The 18,362-nt window shown below is 72.8% G+C and carries 17 protein-coding genes and 1 pseudogene; 7 read left to right on the forward strand and 11 right to left on the reverse strand.

Annotated features, from left to right (window positions below; genetic code table 11):
• Nucleotides 1–10: 10 nt before the first annotated feature.
• Nucleotides 11–370, reverse strand: a complete 360-nt coding sequence (locus tag PUR26_RS04815; RefSeq protein WP_329869523.1) for an NADH-quinone oxidoreductase subunit A — start codon at nucleotides 368–370, stop codon at nucleotides 11–13.
• A 691-nt stretch (nucleotides 371–1,061) separates the two neighbouring features.
• Between PUR26_RS04815 and PUR26_RS04820 the strand changes: the two genes are divergently transcribed.
• Nucleotides 1,062–1,889 carry a C40 family peptidase gene (locus PUR26_RS04820; protein ID WP_329869524.1) on the forward strand — a complete coding sequence of 276 codons (828 nt, stop codon included), beginning with the start codon at nucleotides 1,062–1,064 and terminating at the stop codon, nucleotides 1,887–1,889.
• On the opposite strand, the gene PUR26_RS04825 is transcribed toward PUR26_RS04820, so the two are convergent.
• Together PUR26_RS04825 and PUR26_RS04830 are read right to left on the reverse strand one after the other, a co-directional pair.
• A complete protein-coding gene (locus PUR26_RS04825) occupies nucleotides 1,853–3,145 on the reverse strand; it encodes a benzoate/H(+) symporter BenE family transporter (protein ID WP_329869525.1) in 1,293 nt (430 codons plus the stop codon). The genes PUR26_RS04820 and PUR26_RS04825 overlap by 37 nt on opposite strands.
• A gap of 23 nt (nucleotides 3,146–3,168) precedes the next feature.
• Nucleotides 3,169–4,047 (reverse strand): NAD(P)-dependent oxidoreductase, encoded by an 879-nt coding sequence (locus PUR26_RS04830; RefSeq protein ID WP_329869526.1) that lies wholly within the window; start codon nucleotides 4,045–4,047, stop codon nucleotides 3,169–3,171.
• A 104-nt stretch (nucleotides 4,048–4,151) separates the two neighbouring features.
• Here PUR26_RS04830 and PUR26_RS04835 point away from each other — a divergent pair, with 104 nt between their 5' ends.
• Nucleotides 4,152–5,153, forward strand: coding sequence for a helix-turn-helix domain-containing protein (locus tag PUR26_RS04835; RefSeq protein WP_329869527.1), 1,002 nt, complete (start codon nucleotides 4,152–4,154; stop codon nucleotides 5,151–5,153).
• Here the strand turns inward: PUR26_RS04835 and PUR26_RS04840 are convergent.
• Nucleotides 5,119–6,414, reverse strand: coding sequence for a geranylgeranyl reductase family protein (locus tag PUR26_RS04840; protein ID WP_329869528.1), 1,296 nt, complete (start codon nucleotides 6,412–6,414; stop codon nucleotides 5,119–5,121). The two genes, PUR26_RS04835 and PUR26_RS04840, sit on opposite strands and share 35 nt — an antisense overlap.
• A gap of 98 nt (nucleotides 6,415–6,512) precedes the next feature.
• On the opposite strand from PUR26_RS04840, the gene PUR26_RS04845 reads away from it, so the two are divergent.
• Nucleotides 6,513–7,046, forward strand: a complete 534-nt coding sequence (locus PUR26_RS04845; protein ID WP_329869529.1) for a GNAT family N-acetyltransferase — start codon at nucleotides 6,513–6,515, stop codon at nucleotides 7,044–7,046.
• Here PUR26_RS04845 and PUR26_RS04850 read toward each other — a convergent pair.
• The 6 genes and pseudogenes from PUR26_RS04850 to PUR26_RS04870 form a co-directional block, all read right to left on the reverse strand.
• Nucleotides 7,030–9,168 (reverse strand): hypothetical protein, encoded by a 2,139-nt coding sequence (locus PUR26_RS04850; RefSeq protein ID WP_329869530.1) that lies wholly within the window; start codon nucleotides 9,166–9,168, stop codon nucleotides 7,030–7,032. The two genes, PUR26_RS04845 and PUR26_RS04850, sit on opposite strands and share 17 nt — an antisense overlap.
• A gap of 48 nt (nucleotides 9,169–9,216) precedes the next feature.
• Nucleotides 9,217–9,294: pseudogene (locus PUR26_RS34595) on the reverse strand (zinc-ribbon domain-containing protein); the annotation flags it as partial.
• A gap of 75 nt (nucleotides 9,295–9,369) precedes the next feature.
• A complete protein-coding gene (locus PUR26_RS04855) occupies nucleotides 9,370–10,065 on the reverse strand; it encodes a demethylmenaquinone methyltransferase (RefSeq protein WP_329869531.1) in 696 nt (231 codons plus the stop codon).
• A gap of 106 nt (nucleotides 10,066–10,171) precedes the next feature.
• Nucleotides 10,172–10,771, reverse strand: coding sequence for an imidazolonepropionase-like domain-containing protein (locus PUR26_RS04860; protein ID WP_329869532.1), 600 nt, complete (start codon nucleotides 10,769–10,771; stop codon nucleotides 10,172–10,174).
• A 7-nt stretch (nucleotides 10,772–10,778) separates the two neighbouring features.
• A complete protein-coding gene (gene mqnC / locus PUR26_RS04865) occupies nucleotides 10,779–11,978 on the reverse strand; it encodes a cyclic dehypoxanthinyl futalosine synthase (protein ID WP_329869533.1) in 1,200 nt (399 codons plus the stop codon).
• A 63-nt stretch (nucleotides 11,979–12,041) separates the two neighbouring features.
• Entirely contained in the window at nucleotides 12,042–13,769 is a 1,728-nt protein-coding gene (locus tag PUR26_RS04870; RefSeq protein ID WP_329869534.1) for a serine/threonine-protein kinase, read from the reverse strand.
• A gap of 179 nt (nucleotides 13,770–13,948) precedes the next feature.
• Between PUR26_RS04870 and PUR26_RS04875 the strand changes: the two genes are divergently transcribed.
• Nucleotides 13,949–15,013 carry an alpha/beta hydrolase gene (locus tag PUR26_RS04875; protein WP_329869535.1) on the forward strand — a complete coding sequence of 355 codons (1,065 nt, stop codon included), beginning with the start codon at nucleotides 13,949–13,951 and terminating at the stop codon, nucleotides 15,011–15,013.
• Nucleotides 15,014–15,080: 67 nt separating this feature from the next.
• Here PUR26_RS04875 and PUR26_RS04880 read toward each other — a convergent pair whose 3' ends face one another.
• Nucleotides 15,081–15,875, reverse strand: coding sequence for a menaquinone biosynthetic enzyme MqnA/MqnD family protein (locus PUR26_RS04880; protein ID WP_443076976.1), 795 nt, complete (start codon nucleotides 15,873–15,875; stop codon nucleotides 15,081–15,083).
• Between the two features lie 374 nt (nucleotides 15,876–16,249).
• On the opposite strand from PUR26_RS04880, the gene PUR26_RS04885 reads away from it, so the two are divergent.
• The 3 genes from PUR26_RS04885 (at nucleotide 16,250) to PUR26_RS04895 (ending at nucleotide 18,362) form a co-directional block, all read left to right on the forward strand.
• Entirely contained in the window at nucleotides 16,250–16,453 is a 204-nt protein-coding gene (locus PUR26_RS04885; protein ID WP_003967102.1) for a cold-shock protein, read from the forward strand.
• 300 nt (nucleotides 16,454–16,753) lie between these two features.
• Nucleotides 16,754–17,899, forward strand: coding sequence for a lipase family protein (locus tag PUR26_RS04890; RefSeq protein WP_329869537.1), 1,146 nt, complete (start codon nucleotides 16,754–16,756; stop codon nucleotides 17,897–17,899).
• 16 nt (nucleotides 17,900–17,915) lie between these two features.
• A complete protein-coding gene (locus tag PUR26_RS04895; protein WP_329869538.1) occupies nucleotides 17,916–18,362 on the forward strand; it encodes a J-domain-containing protein in 447 nt (148 codons plus the stop codon).

Below are 18,362 nucleotides of genomic sequence, written 5' to 3' on the forward strand. Positions count from 1 at the left end.
TCTCAGCCCCTCAGTCCCATTCCAGGCCGCCGCGCCGCCAGACATAGCCGTAGGCGACGAAGACGGTGAGCACGAAGAGCAACATCTCCACGAGCCCGAAAAGCCCCAGGGCGTCGAAGGTGACGGCCCAGGGGTAGAGGAAGACGATCTCGATGTCGAAGACGATGAAGAGCATCGCCGTCAGGTAGTACTTGATGGGGAAGCGGCCGCCTCCAGCCGGAGTGGGGGTGGGTTCGATACCGCACTCGTACGCCTCAAGCTTCGCCCTGTTGTACCGCTTTGGGCCGATAAGCGTGGCCATGACCACGGAGAAGATCGCAAACCCTGCCCCGAGGGCGCCGAGCACGAGGATGGGCGCGTAGGCATTCACGCTCCTCGCTCCTTCCAGTCGTCCTTGACCGTTGGACCGCACCGGGCATCCGTCTCGCCGCCTCGAAGATCGCGTACATGTGAGGCAGTTCACAAGCCCGACTGCTTCGCATCCTATGCCTGTCGCTGTGTGATCTGCGACACGGGGTACGGCAACGACTTTGTGATCTCCACCACGAGGCGAACGATCATGAATTCGGATGAACGGTGATCTTCGCACACCAAGTAGCCAAGTGGTCACCAGACGTGACAATTAAGCGTGTTACCGCTGGTCCGGGGGGGCGTCGCCTTATCAAGCCATGGCCACTACATGCAAATTCGCGATGGACTGACGTGGGTGATATAGCCCCTCGTCACCCGACCGGGGGGACCGCCGGGAGCGAGGTGGACGCGTGCACCCGTTCACGAACGCCGGAAGGTGACGGGAGAGTTGGCATGCTGTGACCTGTGTCACATGCTTACGGGTCGTCAAAAGCGGGGCTTGGCCAACGGTGTGAAGGGGTGGTAGGCGTGGGGCAATCCGGACGTTTCACGGATAACCCATGATCACGGGCCTGATGATCTACGCCCGGATTGTCCGTTACGGCGTCAATAAAGGCGCACAAGAAGCGGATTCACACGCTCCGGACGCAACTGTGGCGCACCCCACGTTTCTTGATGGGAACCGTGAAGCCCTGATAGCGGTTGTACTCATGTCCCACACCGCTCACATACCCAGCCACCGGAAGCCCCGCCGCAGCGCTTCGAAGCTCGCGCTGCGCGCCGGAGTTGCCGGTGGCGTTCTCGGCACCATCGCGGTGGCCGGTGCTGCCGGGCCGGCCCAGGCCGAGCCGGTGACCGAGACCATCGAGATGCCCACGCTCAACGCGGACCTGTCGAGCGCTGTCGCCGCCTCCGCCGAGGCGACCCAGCAGGTCGCACTCGACCTGGAGCTCCAGGCGCAGGAGGACGCCGCCGCCGCCAAGGCGGCCAAGGACGCCAAGACGGCCAAGGCCGAGGCCGACCGCAAGGCCGAGGCGGAGGCCAAGCGCGAGGCCGAGGCGAAGGCGAAGGCCGAGGCCGCCGAGCGCGCCTCCCGCTCCTCCGAGCGCACCACGCTCTCCGCCTCCGCCGGCTCGTCCTCCTCGGACGACGGCGGCTCCTCCTACGGCTCCTCGCAGGCCACCGGCTCCGCCGCCGCGGTCGTCGCGTTCGCCCGCGCCCAGGTCGGCGACGCGTACGTCATGGGCAGCACCGGCCCCAACTCGTGGGACTGCTCCGGCCTCGTCCAGGCCGCCTACCGCCAGGCCGGCATCGACCTGCCCCGGATCTCGTCCGACCAGTCGAGCCGCGGCACCTCCGTCTCGCTCGACAACCTCCAGCCCGGCGACATCCTCTACTGGGGCGGCCGCAGCAGCTCGTACCACGTGGCGATCTACGTGGGCGGCGGCAACTTCGTCGGCGCGCAGAACTCAGGCACCGGTGTGGTCGAGCGGCCGCTCGACTACGACCCGCCGTCCGGCGCGGTCCGTCTCCTCTGAGGCGTCCGCACACGGCTTGACGGGCCGTCGCTCCCCCGCTCGGGGCGGGAGCGACGGCCCTTCGGCGTGCCCCGGCCCCCGCCGAGCAGGACGTGGGCGGCGACGCCGGCGAGCAGGCCCCAGAACGGCGAGCCGATCCCGGCGATCGTGACGCCGGAGGCGGTGGCGAGGAACGTGATGACGGAGGCCTCCCGGTCACGTTCGTCGGCGACCGTGCCGGCCAGGCTGCCGCCGATCGAGCCCAGCAGCGCCACCCCCGCCAGCGTGGCCACCAGCGCCTCGGGCAGTCCGGTGAACAGCGCCACCAGCGTGGAGCCGAAGCAGCCGACCACCAGGTAGCCGATGCCGCACGTCACCCCTGCGATCCACCGCTTGGCCGGGTCCCGGTGCGCGTCCGGCCCGGTGCAGATGGCGGCCGTGATGGCCGCCGGGTTGACCGCGTGCGCCCCGAACGGCGCCAGCAGCACCGACACCAGGCCCGTCGTCCCGCACACGACCCGGCTGTCCGGCCGGTACCCGGCCGCGTCGAGCACCGCGATGCCCGGCGCGTACTGCCCGGCCAGGGTCGCCACCAGCAGCGGTACGCCGATCCCCACCAGCGCCCCGACCGAGAACTCCGGCACCGTCAGGTGCGGCACGGCGAGCCCGAGGCCCGGCAGCTCCATCCGCAGCCCCCCGCTCGCGCCCGCCACCACCAGCCCGGTCGCGAGCGCGCACACCACCGCGTACGTCGGCGCCAGGCGCCGCGCCAGCAGGTACGCCAGCAGCATCGCCCCGGCGAGCAGCGGTGCCGCCCGCACGGAGGTGAAGACGGCCGTGCCGAAGGAGAACAGGGTCCCCGCGAGCATCGCCGCGATCACACCCGCCGGGATACGGGCCAGCACCCGCGCGAACACCCCGGTCGCCGTCAGCACCGTGGCCGCCACGCCCGCGGCCAGGAAGGCCCCGACGGCCTCGGCATAGCCGTGCTGCGGCAGGGCGGTCACCAGGATCGCCGCGCCGGGCGTGGAGAAGGCGGTGACGACCGGCGCGCGGCTCCACCAGCTGAGCCCGACGCAGGTGACGCCCGCCCCGATGGAGACGGCCCACACCCACGACGAGGTCTGCGCCCCGGAGAGCCCGGCCGCCGAGGCGGCGGCCAGGACGAGGGCGAGCGGCCCCGCGTACGAGACCACCATGGCGACCGTCCCGGCGGTCACCGCCGTGAGGGGAACGGCTCCACCGACGCCTATCGGTCCACGCTGGTCACTGATCACGGGCCCATCGTGCCGTACCCGGTTCAGCGCCCGCGGAAGGCGTCCACCAGCCGGGCGTAGCTGTCGCCGCCGTTGCCCTCCGCGACGGCCTTGGCCATCAGCTCCCGGTGCAGCTCCGGCAGCCGCCCGTCGATCCCGCGCTCGCGGCCGGCGTGCAGCAGATGCTCGATGGCCGCGAGCTGCACGTCGATGGTGGCGTCGTCGCCCGGGTAGTGGCCGGCGTCGATCTGGCCGGCGTACCGCTCCATGAAGCCGCTCACCGTCGTCAGCCAGCGGACGGCGACCGGGGTGAAGGCGCTCGCGGCCACCCCGTCCGCGCCGGCCAGCGCGGTGGCGTGCAGCCAGCCGCCGAACACCGACCACATCAGCCCCAGCAGCCCCGCGTCGTACAGCGAGGCGAGCCCGGCGTCGTCGCCCAGGTCCACCGGGTCGCCGAGCACGGACAGGGTCTTGTGGTGGGCGGCGAGCGCCCCGGGCGAACCGCCGTAGAGGAACATGCTCGTCGGCAGGCCCACGCCGTCCGGCGTCGTCATGATGCCGCCGTCCAGATAGGCGACGGAGTGCCCGGCCGCCCAGGCGGCCATCGCACGGGCCTGCTCCGGCGATCCGGACGTCAGGTTCACCAGGGTGCGGCCCGCGAGCGACCCGGCGACCGGGTCCAGCAGGGCGGTGACGGCGGGCTGGTCGAGGACGCAGACCACGACGAGGTCACTGGCGGTGACGGCCTCGGCGACGGTCTCCGCGCGGACCGCGCCGGCCGCGGCGAGCTCGTCGGCCCTGGCGGGCGTGCGGTTCCAGACGGTGGTGGGGTGGCCTGCGGCGAGGAAGGCGGCGGCGAGCGCCGAGCCCATCCGGCCCAGGCCCAGGACGGTGACACCGGCTTCGGTGTGGTGGCTGTTCATGATCATCAGACTCGCAGCGCGCCGGGGCCGCCAACAGCGGCGGTACTGACCGCCTCCGCAAAATTCCTGCCGCACCCCCGGCCGACGCCGTACGCTCGGCGTTCATGAGCCCGGGAACCGTCGCCATCGCCCTCGTACCGGACGAGGGCACGGGCATCTCGCCCTGGGAGATGTACGAACTCTCCATCGCCCTCGCGGTCTTCGGCATCCCTCACCAGGACCTGGCCGGGCACTGGTACGACCTCCGCCTCTGCGGCCCCGCCGCGCCCACGTCGGCCGGACCCTTCGCACTGCGCACGGAGCACGGCCTGGACGCCCTCGCCGGGGCGGACACCGTCATCGTGCCCTCCGTCCCGGAACGGGTGGTCGACGGCGGGGACGACGTCCCCGCCGACCTGGTCGAGGCGCTGCGCACGGCCGCCGCCTCGGGCGCGCGGATGGTGTCGCTGTGCACCGGCGCCTTCGCGCTCGCCGCGGCCGGACTCCTCGACGGCCGCCGCGCCACCGCCCACTGGCAGCACGCCGCGCAACTGGCGGCCCGCCACCCGGCCGTGATCGTCGACGACTCCGTCCTCTACACCGACGAGGGCACCGTCCTGACCAGCGCGGGTGCCACGGCGGCGCTCGACCTGTGCCTGCACCTGGTCCGCCGCGATCTGGGCGCCCGGGTCGCGGGACGCCTCGCCCGGCGCCTGGTCGTGCACGCCCACCGTGCGGGCGGCCAGGCACAGTTCATCGACACCCCGCTGCCGACCACCGACGCCGAGGGCCTCGGGCCCGTCCTGCAGTGGGCCACCGAACACCTCGCCGAGCCGCTGACCGTCGACGACCTGGCGCGCCGTGCCCGGATGAGCCCGCGCCACTTCCACCGGCGTCTGCTGGAGACCACCGGGACGACACCGCTGAGATGGCTGCTCCAGCAGCGCATCGCCCACGCCCAGCTGCTGCTGGAATCGACCGATCTGCCCGTCGAGCGGATCGGCGAGAACAGCGGGCTCGGCACGGCAGCCAACCTGCGCCGCCACTTCAGCCGCTCGGTGGGGATCTCCCCCACCGACTACCGGAAGGCGTTCAGGCCTTCGGGGCCACCTTCGAGAGCCCGTTGATGATGCGGTCCATCGCGTCACCGCCCGTCGGGTCGGTGAGGTTGGCCAGCATCTTCAGCGTGAACCTCATCAGCACCGGGTGGGTCAGACCGCGCTGCGTGGCGATCTTCATGACCTTCGGGTTGCCGATCAGCTTCACGAAGGCGCGGCCCAGCGTGTAATAGCCGCCGTAGGTGTCCTTGAGGATCTTCGAATAGTTCTGGAGGGCCAGTTCGCGCTGGGCCGGGGTCGCGCGGGCGTGTGCCTGCACGATGACGTCGGCGGCGATCTGCCCGGACTCCATGGCGTACGCGATGCCCTCGCCGTTGAACGGGTTGACCAGGCCGCCCGCGTCGCCGACCAGCAGCAGGCCCTTGGTGTAGTGCGGCTGCCGGTTGAAGGCCATCGGGAGCGCGGCGCCCCGGATCGGCGTGGTCATGTTCTCCGGGGTGTAGCCCCACTCCTCCGGCATCGAGGCGCACCACGCCTTGAGGACCTCGCGCCAGTCGAGCTCCTTGAACGCCTTGGAGGAGTTGAGGATGCCGAGGCCGACGTTGGACGTGCCGTCGCCCATGCCGAAGATCCAGCCGTAGCCGGGCAGCAGCCGGTCCTCGCCGGGGCCGCGCCGGTCCCACAGCTCCAGCCAGGACTCCAGGTAGTCGTCGTCGTGCCGGGGGCTGGTGAAGTACGTACGGACGGCCACGCCCATCGGCCGGTCCTCGCGCCGGTGCAGGCCCATGGCGAGGGACAGGCGGGTGGAGTTGCCGTCGGCGGCGACGACGAGCGGGGCGTGGAAGGTGACCGGGGTCTTCTCCTCGCCGAGCCTGGCCTCGACGCCGGTGATGCGGCCGGTGCGGTCGTCGATGAGGGGAGCGCCCACGTTGCACCGCTCGTACAGGCGGGCACCGGCCTTCTGGGCCTGGCGGGCGAGCTGCTCGTCGAAGTCGTCGCGCTTGCGGACCAGTCCGTAGTCCGGGTAACTGGCGAGATCCGGCCAGTCCAGCTGGAGGCGGACGCCGCCGCCGATGATCCGCAGGCCCTTGTTGCGCAGCCAGCCCGCCTCTTCGGAGATGTCGATGCCCATGGCGACCAGCTGCTTGGTGGCGCGCGGGGTGAGACCGTCGCCGCAGACCTTCTCACGCGGGAACGCGGTCTTCTCCAGGAGCAGGACGTCGAGGCCCGCCTTGGCGAGGTAGTACGCCGTGGTGGAACCGGCCGGGCCTGCCCCGACGACGATCACATCCGCGGTGTGTGCCGTGTTCTTTGCGAGCGGCTCGGTCACGGTCGGGTCTCCCGAAGACTCGAAATTGCGTACCGGAGGGCACAGGACATGTGCAGTCTATGGGGGCGTACTGATCACCGAACCGAAGGGCCACCCCGATGACCGAGCTGCTCCCCGTCGTCCAGCCCGCCACCCGGCTGCGAGTGCCGACCGACGAGGACGCGTACGCCTGGCATCAGGTGTTCGACGACCCGGAGGTGATGGAGTTCGTCGGCGGGGCGTCCGCCGAGCTCTCCGTCTACCAGGAGATCACCGCACGCCAGCGCCGTCACGACGCCGAGCACGGCTTCTGTCTGTGGACGCTGCTCGACGAGCGGGACGAGGTCATCGGCTTCACCGGCGCCCAGCCGTGGCCCCTGGAGTGGGGTCCGGCCGGTGAGATCGAGATCGGCTGGCGGCTGACGCGGTCCGCCTGGGGCAAGGGGTACGCGACGGGCGCCGCCCGCGCCACTCTGGAGCGGCTGCGGGCGGCGGGCGTCGAGCGGGTGGTCGCGATGGTGAACACGCGCAACGACCGGTCGGCCGCGGTGGCGCGGCGGCTGGGCATGGAGGTCGCCGAGACGTACGCGGTGCCGGGCACGGACCGGGAGGCGCACTGCTTCCGCCTGGATCTGGTCAGTCCACGTCGTTGAGCGTCCAGGTCGACACGGCGACGTCGAAGGTCTCGCCGGCGTCCTCCCAGCCGTCCTCCTGCGCGGTGAAGTAGATGGCGTACTCGGTGCCGTCCTCCGCGATGTACGACTGGTCGATGCCGTGGATCGTCCGGCCGCTCCCGTCCTTGTACGTGTACTCCCAGATGGCGCCGGGGCGGCCCTGGAAGGTGTTCGCCTCCAGGCGCAGCCGCTGGTAGCCGACGTTCTTCTTGCGGGAGTTGGACTCCAGCGTGGTGAGGTTCTCCAGCGAGGTGTACGGGGCGTCGGGGACGACGCCGACCAGGAAGTGGGCCATACCGGTGGAACCCGCGTAGGTGACCTGTCCCTGCGGCTCCTCCTTGACGCGGTCCCAGACCTCGGGAACGGCGAAGGAGAACCCGGCCACGTCGGCCACCATCCGGTAGCCGTCGGGCACGGCCGGCCCGCCGCCCGGTGCCGCGCTCGCGGTCGGGCCGGTGCCGGCGGTCGGGCCGGGCTCCGCGCTGGGGCTCCGGCCGGTCACGGGGGTCGCGGCGGGGCCGTCGGCCGGCCCGGACGGTGTGCGCGACGCGGCGACGGCCGGGCGGTCGTCCGGCGCCGGGCCGTTCGCTCCCCTGTCCTTCAGCAGCAGGACGCCGGCGGTGGCGCCGCCGCCGATGACGAACGCGGCGGCCAGCGTGCCGGCCCAGAAGAGGACCTTCCGCTTTCCGGCCCCGGGTCCGGGGACGGCGGCAGCGGCCCCGGGCGGCGGCACGGGCACGGCGGGGGCCGCCGGGGCCCCGGGAGCCGCCGGGAAAGCGGCGGAGGCGGGGGCAGGGGCTCCCGGATTCCGTCCCAGCGCCTTCAGCGCGTACGGCGCCAGGAGGACCGCCGCACCCACCCACAGCAGTCCGAACAGCAGCGCCTGCGCCATGTCCGTGGCCGCCTCGACGTCGCCGTCGCCGCCGAAGTCGTCGATCGAGCCGGCCAGTCGGGCCGAGACCCCGCTCACGCCGGCCGCCACCAGGTACAGCGCGAGGAAGAACCCGCCGGTCAGCAGCTGCCCACGGCGGTCGGCCGAGCGCCGCGCCGCCCACAGGCCCACCGTCAGCGCGGCGATCACGCCCAGGGCGACCGCCCCGGTGACCGCCCAGCCGCCGAACTCCTCACCCAGCTCCGGGAGCCCGAAGCTGCCACGCTCCGCGCCGGAGCCGAAGAACCCCAGCCGGCCCCTGAGTTCGTACTCCACCGGCGCGCCCCAGCCCAGCCCCAGCACCGTGAGGCCGATGTTCGGCAGGATCGGCAGCACGATCAGCAGGGCCTGGCCGTCCACCCCGTCGGCGCCGGCGTATGTGGCGAAGCCGGCCGGCGTGGCCAGGGCGAGCACCACGGCGAACGCCCGCACGGCCGTCCCCAGGGCCCTCACGGCGGAGTGCGCCGCCGGGCGGGCCTCCGTCCAGCGCGCGAGGCCGTCACGCCGGAGCACCCCCGCGCCGACCGCGAACGAGAGGACCAGGGCGCCGAGGGCCGCGGACAGCGGCCCGGAGGACACCTCGATGCCCAGGATCGCGGGCTGGGCGAACAGGCCCAGGACCAGGACGGATCCGGCGACCAGCACCGCGACCCGTACCGCCGCGTCCACACCGGCACCCCGCGCGCGCAGCATCCGCGCGCCGAGGCAGAGGGCCCCGAGCCACAGCAGCGTGACGGTCAGGGGGACGAGGGAGAGTTCGGCGCCTCCCCCCGCGATCGCGTCGCCCGCGCCGTACCCCGGGCCGTAGCCCGGGCCGAAGCCGGAGCCCGCGTCCTGGTTCGGCCCGTACGACCCGTACGACCCGCCGAAGGGGCTGCCGGAGGCCGCGATCCCGAAGTCGCCGCCGACCGCCTGGAGGAGCAGGGCGAGCGCGATGCGCAGCCGGTCCGCCCACCCGACCACGACCTCGTCCTCCTGGCCGTAGGAGGGGATGGCCAGCGCCGCCGCGAGGGCGGGCAGCAGCAGGACCGGCCAGAGCGCGGCCTTCGCCGCCGCCGCCCAGTCGCCGCGCACCACCCGGCCGAGGAACAGCCCGGCGGCCGAGGGGCGCGCGGGCCCGGGGGCGTACCCCGGGGGCGGCGGCGCGACCCCCGGGGCGACGGGCGGCACGGCAGGTGGCGTCCCTGCAGGGGCCGGGGGCGCGGCCACCCGTTCCCGCCCGCATGTCATGCAGAAGCGCGCCTCGTCGGGTGACGGGGTTCCGCAGTGCGGGCAGTACGCGGCCCTGGGTGCCATGGGTGCTCCGAGCGAGGGGGAGTGATCGACCAGCCCATCTTGCCCGTTGGCCGGTCCCCGTCAACTCGGTACGGATCACTCCGCTTTGGTGCCCCGGTGCATCGCCACGATGCCGCCCGTCAGGTTGCGCCAGGCGACCTTCGACCAGCCGGCCTTCTTCAGGAGCTCCGCCAGCGCGGGCTGGTCGGGCCAGCTCTGGATGGACTCGGCGAGGTAGACGTAGGCGTCGGGGTTGGACGAGACGGCCCGCGCGATGGGCGGCAGCGCGCGGATCAGGTACTCCTCGTACACCGTCCGGAACGGCGCCCAGGTCGGGTGCGAGAACTCGCAGATCACGACCCGTCCGCCCGGCTTGGTCACCCGGTACAGCTCGCGCAGCGCCGCGTCGGTGTCCTGGACGTTGCGCAGCCCGAAGGAGATCGTCACCGCGTCGAAGGCGTCGTCCCGGAAGGGCAGCTTCGTCGCGTCGCCCGCCGTCAGCGGCAGCCAGGGGTGGCGCCGCTTGCCCTCCCGCAGCATGCCGATGGAGAAGTCGCAGGGCACGACGTAGGCACCGGCCCGCGCGAACGGCATGGAGGACGTACCGGTGCCGGCCGCCAGGTCGAGGACCTTCTGTCCCGGCCTGGCGTCGACCGCCTTGGCGACCTCCTTGCGCCACCGCCGGTCCTGGCCGAGCGAGAGCACGTCATTGGTGAGGTCGTAGTTCGCGGCGACGTCGTCGAACATGGTGGCGACTTCGTGCGGCTGCTTGTCCAGGGTTGCGCGGGTCACTGGCGTTCGGCCTCGCTTGTCTCGGATACGGGGCGGTGCGGTGCGCCCGCCATTGTCTCAGTCGCCGCTGCCTCTTCCACGGCATCCCGCCCCGTCACCGTCACCGTCACCGGCGCCGGTGCACCAGGCGCCCGGCGATGACGGTGGCCACACAGGTCGAGGCGCCCCGCCGGACGAGCGCGGCCCGGTCGGGCACGTCGAACACGGCGAACCGGGCGGGTCCGCCCGCGGTGAGCCCCGGCAGCAGGATGAGCGGCACCGGCGAGAAGGACGCGGGCCCCGGCGGGACCTGCGGGCGCCGCCCCACCGCGAGCCCGGCCCTGCGCACCGCGTCCAGGGCGGCCCGGCTCCGCAGTTCACCGGCGATGGCTACCGTGCCGTGCGCGAGCATCCGCTGGATGCCGCGCCGGACGCTGGCGCCCCGCCGGGACTCGTCCGCGCGGAAGAGGGCCCGCGCCCGCTCGCCGGTGATCGGCTCGGTGCCGAACTCGTCGGCCTCCCGGGGGTCCGGGTGGTAAGCGCCTTCGAGCAGCTCGGGCCCGTAGGGGTTGAGGAGCCCCGGGGTGAGGATGCCGGGCCACCGCCGCACCCGTGCCCGCGGATGGGCGGCGGCCAGTTCCTCGTAGGGGCCGACGGCGGCGAGGCGCGCCCCGTCGACCAGGACCGCGGACCCGGGCGAGGCTTCGGCGACGTGGATCGTCAGCACGGTGGCGTCAGTTGGCGTTCAGCAGCTTCAGCTCGGGGTGAGCCGTGCCGCCCTCGATGGCCGTCGAGGAGATGTGCGAGGCCACCCGCTCGTCGACCGGGTCGTTCGCCGGGTCGTCGTGGACGACGATGTGCTCGTACGTCGTGGTCCGCTGGGCCGGGACGCGGCCCGACGTGCGGATCAGGTCGATGATCTCCTGGCGGTTGGACCGGTGCCTGGCCCCCGCCGAGGAGACGACGTTCTCCTCCAGCATGATCGAGCCGAGGTCGTCCGCGCCGTAGTGCAGCGACAGCTGGCCGACCTCCTTGCCGGTGGTCAGCCAGGAGCCCTGGATGTGGGCGATGTTGTCCATGAAGAGCCGGGAGATCGCGATCATCCGCAGGTACTCGAAGATCGTGGCCTGCGTGCGGCCCTTCAGGTGGTTGTTCTCGGGCTGGTAGGTGTACGGGATGAAGGCCCGGAAGCCGCCCGTGCGGTCCTGCACGTCACGGATCATGCGCAGGTGCTCGATGCGCTCGGCGTTCGTCTCGCCCGTGCCCATCAGCATGGTGGAGGTCGACTCGACGCCCAGGTTGTGCGCGATCTCCATGATCTCCAGCCAGCGCTCGCCGCTCTCCTTGAGCGGCGCGATGGCCTTGCGCGGACGCGCGGGCAGCAGTTCGGCGCCGGCGCCCGCGAAGGAGTCGAGACCGGCGGCGTGGATGCGCTGGATCGCCTCCTCCACCGACACCTTGGAGATGCGGGCCATGTGCTCGACCTCGGACGCGCCGAGGGAGTGGATGACCAGCTGGGGGAAGTCCCGCTTGATGGCGGCGAAGTGCTTCTCGTAGTACTCGACGCCGTAGTCCGGGTGGTGCCCGCCCTGGAACATGATCTGCGTGCCGCCGAGCTCGACGGTCTCGGCGCAGCGGCGCAGGATGTCGTCGAGGTCCCGCGTCCAGCCCTTGTCGGTGTCCTTGGGCGGCGCGTAGAAGGCGCAGAACTTGCACGCCGTGACGCACACGTTCGTGTAGTTGATGTTGCGCTCGATGATGTACGTCGCGATGTGCTCCGTACCCGCGTACCGCCGCTTGCGCACGGCGTCCGCGGCGGCGCCCAGCGCGTGCAGCGGGGCCGACCGGTAGAGGTCGAGTGCCTCTTCGGGAGTGATCCGCCCACCTTCCGCGGCACGGTCGAGGACGGACTGGAGGTCGGCCTTCTCGGTCACCGGGTGTCCCTTTCGGCAGGGTTCTGGACGGACCGGCCCAGCCTACGCCAGGCGGGTGCGGCCTCATCCGGCGCGGTCCAGCGTCGCGTACGGGTTGCCCGCCCGCGCCTCGTCGGAGGCGTACGTCAGCTGTGCCCCCTTGAGCTTCAGCGTCACCCTGTGGGCGTCGCCGGTGCAGTGGTTGCCGGGCCTGTCGCTCGCCGAGCCATCGGCGACCAGCACGCCCTTGGTGGCGCTGCGCAGGACGAGCCGGTCCTCGCAGGTGAAGGCCCCCAGGGCGTCGTACTGGACGACCGTGCCGATCGCGGAGCCCGGCCCGCCTCCGGTGACGACCACCGTGAAGGTCCCGGCGGCGATCTCGCTCCCGGCGAGGCGGACCTTGAAGGGGCCCTTCCAGGTGCCGGTGAACTCCTCGGGCACGGCGGACAGGGGCGCGGTGTCCGACGGGCCCGACGGACCCGTCGATCTCCCGGGCGGCTGGGCGGCCACGCCGCCGCTCTTCCGCCCGTCCGCGCCGCCGCCCGGGACCAGGTCGAGCAGGACCGCGCCGCCGGCCGTCACGGCCGCCAGGGCGCCCGCGACCGCGAGGGCGACCGTGCAGCTGAGCCTGCGGCCGCGGGCGGCGGTGGTCTCCGCCGTGGTGCTCACCGACAGGGAGAGGGGGGTACGGGGGCCGGGCACGGGATCGGCACCGGCCGTGGGCCCGGGGCCGGGCCCCCAGGCCGCCGGGGGCACCGTGCCGGGGCCGGCCGGCGGGCGTGCCGCCAGGACCGGGTCCGGGGTGGGGAAGCCGTCCGCGCCGGCCGGGAGGGGCGCGTCGAGGGGCGGCCCGAACACCCCGACCGCCGGGCTGCTGAAGGGCACCGGACCCGAGCCGGCCGGCTCCGGGTCCGCCGGCTCCAGGTCGAGCAGCCGGACCGCCGCCCGGCTGACCTGCTCCACCAGCGGGGGCGGCAGCCAGCCGGCCGACGCCGCAGGGGCCGCCCCGCCCGGGGCGAGCCCGCGGGCGACCTCGCCGGGCGAGGGGCGGCCCGCCGGGTCCTTGTCCAGGCAGGCGGCGACCAGACCGCGCACCTCGCCGGTGAGCGCGCCGCCCAGCTCGGGCTCCTCGTGGACGACCTTGTAGAGGAGGGCCGCCGACGAGTCGCCGGGGAACGGCGAGGTGCCGGTGGCCGCGTACGCGAGGACCGCGCCCAGTGAGAAGACGTCCGCCGCGCCGGTGACGCCCTTGCCCAGGATCTGCTCCGGCGCCATGTAGCCGGGAGAGCCGACCGAGACGCCGGTGGAGGTGAGGGAGGCGGTGCTGTCGCCGGCGCGGGCGATCCCGAAGTCGATGAGGCGGGGGCCGTCCAGGGCCAGCAGGACGTTGGACGGCTTGACGTCGCGGTGGACGAGCCCGAGGGCGTGCACGGCCGCCAGGGCCTCGGCGAGCCCGGCGCCCAGGACGCGCACCGCCTGCCCGGGCAGCGGCCCGTGGTCCGTCACCGCCCGGGCGAGCGCGGGCCCGGCCACGTAACCGGTCGCCACCCACGGGATGGGGGCCTCCGGGTCGGCGTCCAGGACCGGCGCCGTCCACCGGCCGCCGACCCGCCGCGCCGCGTCGACCTCACGGCGGAACCGGGCGCGGAACTCCTCGTCCAGCGCGAAGTGCGGGTGGACGACCTTGACGGCCACCGTGCGGCCGCCCGCGCTGCGGGCCAGGTACACCCGGCCCATACCGCCCGCCCCGAGCCTGCCGAGCAGCCGGTACGGACCGATGGCCCGCGGCTCGCCCGCTTCCAGCGGCTGCATGCGCTTCCCCCGATCCCCGCACGCCGTCGCGCGCGTCGTCGCCGGGAGCAGCGTAGAGCGCCGCGTGGGCCGGATCACGGGGATCGGGCGGCGGCCGGGCCAACCCGCGGCAGCGTACGGACATCTACCTGGCCGTGATCCACAGTGACCGCCTTGCCCGACAGCCCCGGAGCGCACCCATGGAACGTCTGCGCGGAGCGCTCGTGACCGCCGTCGCCCTCGCCGGCGTGGTCCTGTCCTCGGGGTGCTCCGACGAGGGCGAGCCGCTCTCCTTCGACGGACCGGGCGCCCCGGCGCCCGCGCCGCCCTCCGGTACGGGAGCGGGGCCGGGCAAGGGCGGCGGGGGCAGGGACGGCAAGGCCGCCGAGGCCGCCGCCAAGACCCTGATGCCCACGGGCCCCAAGGCCGAGTTCACCACCCAGAACACCATCGACGACGGCACCAGGATCGGCGTGACGACCCTGCACGGCGAGAAGTCCGGTTTCACGGGCAAGGTATGGGTCTGGGCGCCGAAGCAGTACTTCGACCCCGCGTACGCGCGCAGCGGCTTCCCCGTCCTGATCGCCCTGCCGGGCGGGAATGGTTATCCCAATAATTATTGGATGGGCACCGACCTGAAGCTGCAGAGCAGCATCAGCAAGTGGTCACGGGAAGGGAAGAGCCTCCCCTTCATCGTGGTGATGCCGGTGCTCAACCCCGACAAGAAGTACTACTACGACGGCAGCGATATACCGGGCCGGCCCAGAATGGGCACCTGGATGACAGAAGACGTTCCCGATTTCGTCAGGGCGAATTTCCGTACATTCACCTCGCGGGACGGCTGGGCCTTCATGGGTTCGTCGTCCGGAGGGTTCGTGGGGCTCAAGTCGGTGCTGAAGCATCCCGACAAGTTCAAGGCCGTCATCGCCTCCGGCCCCGACACCGTGCCGGACTCACCGCTGTGGGCCGGGCACGAGGCCGAGCGGGCGGCGAACGACCCGGAGAAGCTGGCCGCCGCCCTCGGGGCCGAGCCGGACACCAAGGGCCGGGACGTCTACCTGGCGTTCCAGGCCGGCAGCAGGGAGTCCGGCCTGGCGAACGTGAGGTCGTTCGTCCGGAACCACACCAAGGGCCCCATCAGGACCCGCCTCCAGGTCATCCCGAACGGCGAGCACAACGCCAGGACCTATGTGGCGGGGATGGGGGACGGCTCGATCCAGTGGATCAGCGCGCACATGCAGGCCCCGGTCCCCTCCTCCTCCTGACCGGAGGCCCGTCGGCCGCCCCGGCCAGGGCCTTCCCGCCCCGGCCAGGGTCTTGCCGCCGCCCCGGCTACGGGGCGAGCAGCTCGACCGTCACGTCCGCCGGGAAGCCGGTCGTCGGCCCGGTCCGGCGGGCGAACTCCCGCACCCCCGCGAGCTGCTCGGCGCCGAAGCGGAAGTCGAGCGTCGTGAAGTACTTCTCCAGCAGCTCCGCGTCGAACGCCTCCCAGCGGGCGGCCTGCTCGGCCACCTTCGGGACCTCTTCGAGCGACAGGTCGCGCGAGGCCAGGAACGCCTCGTGCACCTGGCTCGTCAGACGCGGCTCACGGGCCAGGTAGTCCCTGCGCACCGCCCACACCGCGAAGACGAACGGCAACCCCGTCCACTCCTTCCACATGAGCCCCAGGTCATGGACCTGGAGGCCCAGCCTCGGGGCGTCGTGCAGGGAGGCGCGCAGCGCGGCGTCGCCGATCAGCACCGCCGCGTCCGCCTCCTGCATCATCACGCCCAGGTCGGGCGGGCAGGTGTAGTAGTCGGGCTCCACGCCGTACCGCTCGGCGAGCAGCAGCTGCGCCAGCCGCACGGACGTACGGGAGGTGGAACCGAGCGCGACCCGGGCGCCGTCCAGCTGCTCCAGCGGCCGCTGCGACACGATCACGCAGGACATGACGGGTCCGTCGCAGCCGACCGCGAGGTCGGGGAAGGCGACGAGCCGGTCGGCGTTGCGCAGGTACTCGACGAGCGTGATGGGGCCGATGTCCAGATCGCCGGCCACCAGCTGCTCGCTGAGCTTCTCGGGGGTGTCCTTCGACAGCTCCAGGTCCAGGAGCGTTCCGGTGCGCGCGAGCCCCCAGTAGAGCGGCATGCAGTTCAGGAACTGGATGTGTCCGACGCGTGGCCGGGTCCGCCGGCGGAAGTCGGTCGCCGTGTTATCCCCAGGGGTGAGTGCCGCGTCGCCAGCCACGAAAGATTTGTCCACAACGCGAGGCTAGACCCGGTCCGGAGGGGGCCTCGCGCCGGGTCCCGCCGTCAGCGTCGGAAGCCCTCATCAAACGTGCGGGTGACGTGATCTTTCCCTCTACCGCTGCACACATGCTGCGTGCTAGGCTCGTCGCAAGTTGCAGTTTGGTTTCCCTTGCAGTACAGAGCCTGCGGAGCATGTAACCCGCAGGCTTTTGTAGTTTTCAGACTTGTTTGCAGGTTCTGGAGCAGGGCAACCCTTTGGCCCAAGGAGGGCTTATGGCTACCGGAACCGTCAAGTGGTTCAACGCTGAAAAGGGCTTCGGCTTCATCGCCCAGGACGGCGGCGGCCCGGATGTCTTCGTCCACTACTCCGCGATCAACGCGTCCGGGTTCCGCTCCCTCGAGGAGAACCAGGTCGTGAACTTCGACGTCACTCAGGGCCCGAAGGGCCCGCAGGCGGAGAACGTCACCCCGGCCTAAGTTGCCCGGGCCGGCGATCGCGCACGGCTAAAGCAGTACCCAAGGAGCCCTGCTCCGTACTCTCCGTACGGAACGGGGCTCCTGCCTTTTGCCCCGCGCCGCCGCCCCTCCCCTCCCGCCGGCGCCGCCGACCCCGTCGCCCGCCGCAGCGCGGCAGCGCGGCCGGAGCGGGCCGCGCGCGCCGGGCGCACCCCGGCCGGTCGGCGGTCCGCCGGAGCGTCGGCTTCCTCTTCCCGCCCGGATCAGTACGGTCTGCACCATCGTCCCTCCCTCCCCCCACCGGACGTTGGAGAGCCGCACATGCGCGTACGCATCGGGATGCTGGCCGCCTCGGCATCGCTCACCCTCTCGGCGGTGTCACCGGCGGTGGACGCCTCCGCCCGCGACACCGCCCCCGGTGACCTCGTGAGCGCCGAGCCGTCGGCCTTCCACCCCCTGCCCGGCCGGCCGTCCGCGAGCGCGGCCTGGAAGATCCACTACCGCTCCACCTCGGCGACCGGCGAGCCGAACGTCGTCTCCGGCACGGTCATCGTCCCCGAGGACGGGCGCACCGGCCCGCGCCCGCTGATCAGCTACGCGTTCGGCACGCTCGGGCTCGCCGACCCGTGCGCGCCCAGCGCCAACCTCCCGAAGGGCGGGCTCGCGGAGGGCGGTCTCGTCGACAGGCTCCTCCGCCGGGGCTGGGCCGTGGTCGTCACCGACTACGAGGGCCTGGGCACCCCCGGCGAGCACACCTACACCGTCGGCCGGTCGGCGGGCCGGGCGGTGCTCGACGCCGCCCGCGCGGCGATCCGACTCCCCCAGGCGGGCCTGTCGGCGGAGTCGCCGGTCGGGATCGTGGGCTACTCGCAGGGCGGCCAGGCCGCGGGCTGGGCGGCCGAGCTGCACTCCTCGTACGCCCCCGAACTGAGGGTGAAGGGGACGGCGACCGGCGGCGTGCCCGCCCGGCTGGAGGAGCTGCCCGAGATCCACGACGGCTCGTCCGGGGCGGGCCTGCTCCTGATGATGGCGGCCGGCCAGGACGCCGCGTTCCCGGAACTGAAGCTGGACTCGTACCTGAACGCGGACGGCAGGACCCTCGTCCAGGCCGTCAGGAGCAACTGCCTCGCCATCGACACGACGGTCGGCGCCTACAAGAAGATGTCCGACCTGACGGTGAAGAACCCGCTCTCCACGCCCGCCTGGCGCAACCGCCTGCACGAGTCGGACCTCGGTACGCGCGCCCCCGGCAGCCCCGTGTACCTGTACCACGCGACCGGCGACGAGCTCGTGCCGTACGACCAGGGGACGGGGCTTCGCCGGAGCTGGTGTGCCAGGGGCGGCAACGTGCACTGGCGGGCGGTCCTCCTCGGCGGGCACGCCTCGGGCGTGGTCACGGAGTCCGCGAGCGCGACCGCCTGGCTGGCCGAGCGGTTCGCCGGACGGCGGACGGCCGGAAACTGCTGAACGTACGATCGGAGGCATGACCGAACGCGAACCGCCCGGTGTCGGCTTCGAGTCATGGGTCGACCGGCAGATCCGCGAGGCGACGGAGCGCGGCGAGTTCGAGCGGCTCCCCGGCTTCGGAAAACCCCTGCCCGACGACACCGCGCCGTACGACGAACTGTGGTGGATCAAGGGCAAGATGCAGCGCGAGGGCCACTCCGTCCTGCCGCCCGCTCTCGCCCTGCGCAAGGAGGCCGAGGACGCCCGGGAGGCGGTGGACCGGGCGGCGACGGAGGAGCGGGTGCGCCGGATCGTCGCGGAGATCAACGAGAAGATCGCGGAGGCGGTGCGCCGTCCCCCGGCGGGTCCGCCGCTGAACCTCGAACCGTTCGACGCGGACGCGCTGGTCGCGAGGTGGCGCGGTACTCAGGGCCGGCCGAGTAGCCGACCCCATACGGAGCCCCCGGCGCCCGGCCTACCGTGA

Source organism: Streptomyces sp. SP18CS02 (genome assembly GCF_036322365.1).
Lineage (GTDB): Bacteria > Actinomycetota > Actinomycetes > Streptomycetales > Streptomycetaceae > Streptomyces.

Bases quoted from the DNA above. Each gene is read 5' to 3' on its own strand.
- PUR26_RS04885 (WP_003967102.1), top strand. From the start codon at position 16,250: ATGGCTACCGGAACCGTCAAGTGGTTCAACGCTGAAAAGGGCTTCGGC.
- PUR26_RS04830 (WP_329869526.1), bottom strand. From the start codon at position 4,047: ATGAACAGCCACCACACCGAAGCCGGTGTCACCGTCCTGGGCCTGGGC.
- PUR26_RS04820 (WP_329869524.1), top strand. From the start codon at position 1,062: ATGTCCCACACCGCTCACATACCCAGCCACCGGAAGCCCCGCCGCAGC.
- PUR26_RS04895 (WP_329869538.1), top strand. From the start codon at position 17,916: ATGACCGAACGCGAACCGCCCGGTGTCGGCTTCGAGTCATGGGTCGAC.
- PUR26_RS04845 (WP_329869529.1), top strand. From the start codon at position 6,513: ATGACCGAGCTGCTCCCCGTCGTCCAGCCCGCCACCCGGCTGCGAGTG.
- PUR26_RS04890 (WP_329869537.1), top strand. From the start codon at position 16,754: ATGCGCGTACGCATCGGGATGCTGGCCGCCTCGGCATCGCTCACCCTC.
- PUR26_RS04835 (WP_329869527.1), top strand. From the start codon at position 4,152: ATGAGCCCGGGAACCGTCGCCATCGCCCTCGTACCGGACGAGGGCACG.
- PUR26_RS04875 (WP_329869535.1), top strand. From the start codon at position 13,949: ATGGAACGTCTGCGCGGAGCGCTCGTGACCGCCGTCGCCCTCGCCGGC.
- PUR26_RS04870 (WP_329869534.1), bottom strand. From the start codon at position 13,769: ATGCAGCCGCTGGAAGCGGGCGAGCCGCGGGCCATCGGTCCGTACCGG.
- PUR26_RS04880 (WP_443076976.1), bottom strand. From the start codon at position 15,875: ATGCCGCTCTACTGGGGGCTCGCGCGCACCGGAACGCTCCTGGACCTG.